This is a genomic window from Oceanobacillus neutriphilus (assembly GCF_014645515.1).
Lineage (GTDB): Bacteria > Bacillota > Bacilli > Bacillales > Amphibacillaceae > Oceanobacillus > Oceanobacillus neutriphilus.
In genome coordinates, this window is record NZ_BMLW01000034.1 from 1 (window position 1) to 3,637 (window position 3,637).

Below are 3,637 nucleotides of genomic sequence, written 5' to 3' on the forward strand. Positions count from 1 at the left end.
TAATTTCACCAGCACCATATTTAAAATGACTGTCTAAATTTCCATTGATAATGTCAGAGGCTCGTTGTATAGCCTCAGGAAGCCAGTTATACTCTAATCTTTTTCGTCCGGATGCAATATCTTTAAAATCTTTGAGTGTATCATACTGCTGGGTTTTATATCGTGCAGAAATGCCTTCATTCCCAAGCGTATATTGTGAGGAAATAATATTTCCCTCCCAATCAAATGTTTCGTCAATTTCAACTACTCTTACTTGCTGATTCTGTTTTAAGTCCGTAACATATAGCCAAACACGGTCTCCTTCTTCAAATTGCATTTCGGGATATCCGTTATTTGTTAAATCGACAGCTGTAACACTGGTAGATATTTTAACACTGCTTTCTATCTGTTTTTTTACAGCACTTTTCAAATTATTTTCATGCTTATACGATCCGTCTCTTATCGCTGGTCCTTCAATCCATCCATGTTTAGCTACAAGTGCCGGAATATGCTCCTCTACTTCTAGCTTATAATCACTGTCTTCTTCATTTTCGTCTTTGTCTCCGAATCCTTTAGCCCAAGTATGAAAACCACTGGCATCCACTTCTAGAGAAACGTCCTGGATATTTAAATCTTCATGAAGAATAACATCTTTATCAGAGCCGATTAAACCGTAAATATAAGCTACTTTGCCACGGATCACATACTCTGCATCAAACCGATCAATGCCATACAGAAAACGCTCTGTCTTGCTCTGGTTAGCCTGATAACTTAATGTATTTGCAGTAAGGTTGTCTACCAATACATAACTGTAACCAGTGTCTTCAAATAGTTCCTGAAAAAAGGCGGCTGGTGTGTGTGATTTATCTTCTACCTCATCTTGTAAGTAATGCCCGTTCATATCCACAAAAAAAGACAATACAGCGTCTACTCCGACGGAAAACCTTTCTCCATCTAATGCATAAGATGGGGTAGTGATTGTATACCATTCACCTTTAAATAATATCTGCCATCCAAAATCAACATCATGGAGAAAGTCTTGATTTATTTGATCATATAAAAAAGACAGCGATAATTCACGCTGTCCATTTACTCGTTTTTTTCTATTTACTTCTGCTACCGCTGGATATTCTTTTCCTTCTAAATCACGTAAAAACAATGATGGCTGTCCATTGATTGAAACCACCTCCTACTCGTTAAATCTTATTAGTTAAACCATAACCATTAGATAGAAGTACGCATTTTCATTTGTTAAATCGACAAAGTTTCCACTGTTATCTACATAGCAGACTTTGACAGTTGTAGTCCCGTCCGCATTTGCTGCATGCGCTCCACAAACTGGGGCATAACGAAAATCTGTTGTCCCAGTGACAAATGGAATTGGTCTGGATTTCAAATTGTCATCAGTAGACATATCTAATTTAACAGATATGGTTCGTGGGTCCGTTAATTCTGCTGATATAATTCCAAATAAAGGTGAATTGTAATGCAGGATTACATCTCCGTTAGGAACTTTACGGATAACTCCCATCGCTACGCACTCTGGCTTAGCTGATACGTCAAATCTCTCCGTATTTACCCTCAGATTCCTTATTTGCATCTCTGCCACAACATCAGCATCTAATCCAATAGACAAACGACTGAATTGACCAGTTCTATTGCTCGGAACTTTAAAGGTATAAGACTTCGATTCCCATTCTTTACTTGTTAAAAGATCACTATAGGTTTTTCTATCCGTATAATTGTTGTTATCAGATATATCCAAACCTAACCTCCCGTTATCTCCAACGGTATTCCGGTATTCAAAATCAATTTTCACCTCTTGGTCAGGTTTCAGTGTCATTGGATATCTCACCCAACTAAAGCCGGAAGTGCCATCATTTCTTATCGTAATGATCTCTCCATTAACGTTGTAGTCTTTTGCATCGTTGAAAGCATCTCTAGTCAAAGTACCAATTATCATTAATATTGCACCTCCGTAATATCGTCTGTCATCAATTTATTAAATCCCATCCGAGCATAGCGTGACACTTCCTGTTGGGAATAAATAATAGAGATAGCATAATCAATGTTATTCTTACGGGCTTTCATTAAATTTGCTTCGGTGGCTGTACCTTTATTTGCTGAAAAGGCTCCTTTTCCATCCTTGATTAATAATGGAAATGCCGCATCAACTTTTTCTTGATTACCACAGGATGCGCCAATAATCATTCTGGATGATACTTCTCTGATCGTTTGGATATTTTCCGCAAAGTTATCTAAGGGATCTAATTGCAATATACAATTGGAATCAAATCCATATTTCATCAGCATCTCTACAATCCCTTTTAACTCTTCTTTTGTTTCAAACCCTTTTAAATCAACATAAATACGGTTAGCCTTTTGTATGGCAGATAGATAATCATCTAAGGTAGGTACTTTTAGACCTGTAAATCGACTAGAAAAAGATGCGCCGGCATCCAATCCTCTGATTTCGCTATATAATAAATTATCTACGCTCCCTGTTCCATTTGTTGTACGGTCAACAGTATCATCATGCATAAGCACTGGTACTCTATCTTTAGTTAAACGCACATCAAATTCAATAGCTGCACCAGTTTCCACACTTTTCACGCCAGAGTATATTGTATTTTCCGGATACAGTCTTCCGAATCCCCGATGAGCAATAATTTCTGGTTCAAAATTTGCATTAACCACAGCTGCCTGTGTCTTATTGACCTTATTTGTTAAACTATCAGCTACATTATTAATAGCTGATGGATCAAAGTTTTGTATCGGCTCCCAATCCGTTCCGTTATAACGCCATACTGTACCTCCACGTCTGCGGTCTTCATCATCAATTGGATAATCAGATGAATCATACCTTGTCATTACTGCGTCGCCTTCGTTTGAGTTAGGATACACCGTAGAAATATCTTCATAAGTATCCACGTAATCCAACCAATTCAATTTGACACTATCAATGATTTGTTCAATGGTTTGTTTCGTAATTGTTCCTATAACATCACCAATTTTTTTGTACAATTCTTCAAACATGTGATTGACATAATTCAGTGTTTCATCTGTTATGGCCCCTTTTAATTCTTTCCTTGGCACGTTAGCACCTGCTTTCTTAATCATATTTAAATCGGAAGTCAAACGTTATTTCATAGTTCAACAAACCGAAAATTTCAAACTTATTGTTGCCTGCTTTGAGGATAGGATAGTAACGGTTAGTTCGTTCCATAATGGTTGTTTTATTCACTCTTACATCATGTCCATTAAAAGTAATGACATCTCCAGACCTTAATTTCCATTCATCTTTTCTCGACGGGTTATACTCCCACTTACTCCCTGTAGAATCATAGAGCATAAAGCTGGTTACGCTTTGATTAATCTCTATCTTTATTTCGCAGTTATCTTTTTCAAGTATCGTTTTCAGCGTTCTGCCGGCGTTATAAATGTTGAATTCACTTGCGTTTTGGTACTGATAAATTAAATTGTCTGGTGACACATCAAGCCCCATGCCAAACGACCAATTGCCGTTAGTCGGAACGCCCTTGCTGTTATGCAAATCCATTGTTTTAAAACGACTCACCCAATACGGGTGGCCGTCTATTTTTAATGGAATATCTAAAAAAGCGTACGTCTGCATATTCTCTGGTCGTTCTGGTGCATA

Annotated in this window: 4 protein-coding genes; all 4 read right to left on the bottom strand. The window is 37.4% G+C overall.

What is annotated here, in order from left to right:
* Window positions 1–1,138 (bottom strand): phage tail protein (locus tag IEX29_RS26230; RefSeq protein WP_229720412.1); only part of this gene is annotated, 1,138 nt, incomplete at its 3' end.
* Window positions 1,139–1,189: 51 nt separating this feature from the next.
* On the bottom strand, window positions 1,190–1,942 hold the full coding sequence (locus tag IEX29_RS26235; protein ID WP_188738826.1) for a hypothetical protein: 753 nt from the start codon (window positions 1,940–1,942) through the stop codon (window positions 1,190–1,192).
* Window positions 1,942–3,075 (bottom strand): glycerophosphodiester phosphodiesterase, encoded by a 1,134-nt coding sequence (locus tag IEX29_RS26240; RefSeq protein ID WP_188738829.1) that lies wholly within the window; start codon window positions 3,073–3,075, stop codon window positions 1,942–1,944. The genes IEX29_RS26235 and IEX29_RS26240 overlap by 1 nt, the downstream gene beginning before the upstream one ends.
* 16 nt (window positions 3,076–3,091) lie before the next feature.
* On the bottom strand, window positions 3,092–3,637 hold a 546-nt coding region (locus tag IEX29_RS26245), incomplete at its 5' end, for a phage tail family protein (protein WP_229720413.1).